This window comes from Kocuria sp. CPCC 205260 (assembly GCF_040981045.1).
Lineage (GTDB): Bacteria > Actinomycetota > Actinomycetes > Actinomycetales > Micrococcaceae > Kocuria > Kocuria palustris.
Genome location: NZ_JAVKPT010000098.1, coordinates 1 through 530, shown reverse-complemented (window position 1 = coordinate 530; position 530 = coordinate 1). Strand labels below are relative to the sequence as shown.

At 72.8% G+C, this 530-nt stretch carries 1 protein-coding gene and 1 pseudogene; one reads left to right on the top strand and one right to left on the bottom strand.

All coding sequences use genetic code 11. The features are described 5' to 3' along the window. Nucleotides 1-219 (top strand): Fur family transcriptional regulator (locus RF645_RS13380; RefSeq protein ID WP_368819281.1); only part of this gene is annotated, 219 nt, incomplete at its 5' end. A gap of 125 nt (nt 220-344) precedes the next feature. On the opposite strand, the pseudogene RF645_RS13375 reads toward RF645_RS13380, so the two are convergent. Further along, nucleotides 345-530, bottom strand: a pseudogene (locus RF645_RS13375) (SseB family protein); the annotation flags it as partial.

Sequence of the window (530 nt, the reverse complement as noted above, 5' to 3'; positions counted from 1 at the left end):
CCCGCGCGCTACGAGATCCGCACCGGGGACAACCACCACCATGCGTACTGCGTGCGCTGCGGAGTGGTCCAGGACGTGCCGTGCGCCGTGGGCCATGCCCCGTGCCTCACGCCGTCCCAGGACCACGGCTTCGAGCTGCTAGCCGCGGAGGTCGTCTACCGGGGTGTGTGCCCCCGCTGCCAGGGACAGCTCCCGGCGCGCGCGACCGAGCCCCGCTGAGCCACGCTGACCCCGGCCCCCTGACGCGCGGCCCCTGGCATACAGCCCTGGCGCACCCCCCGGACACGCCCCGCGGGTGTGGAAACTGCGGACGAGATGCGCCGCAATTCCGACCCACCGACCTCTCAGTCGCGAGGCTGCGAGGTACCGCCCTGTTCGCGCTGCGTGACGAGCTCCAGCATCTCCCGTAGCTGCGCCGTGGGCAGGGTGGCCACGGGGGCCATGGCATTGAGGCAGATGGCCGCCGCACCCGATTCGAGCGCGAACTCCAGGATCTTCCGGGACGGGGCCGAGCGCACCGTGAGCGCCGG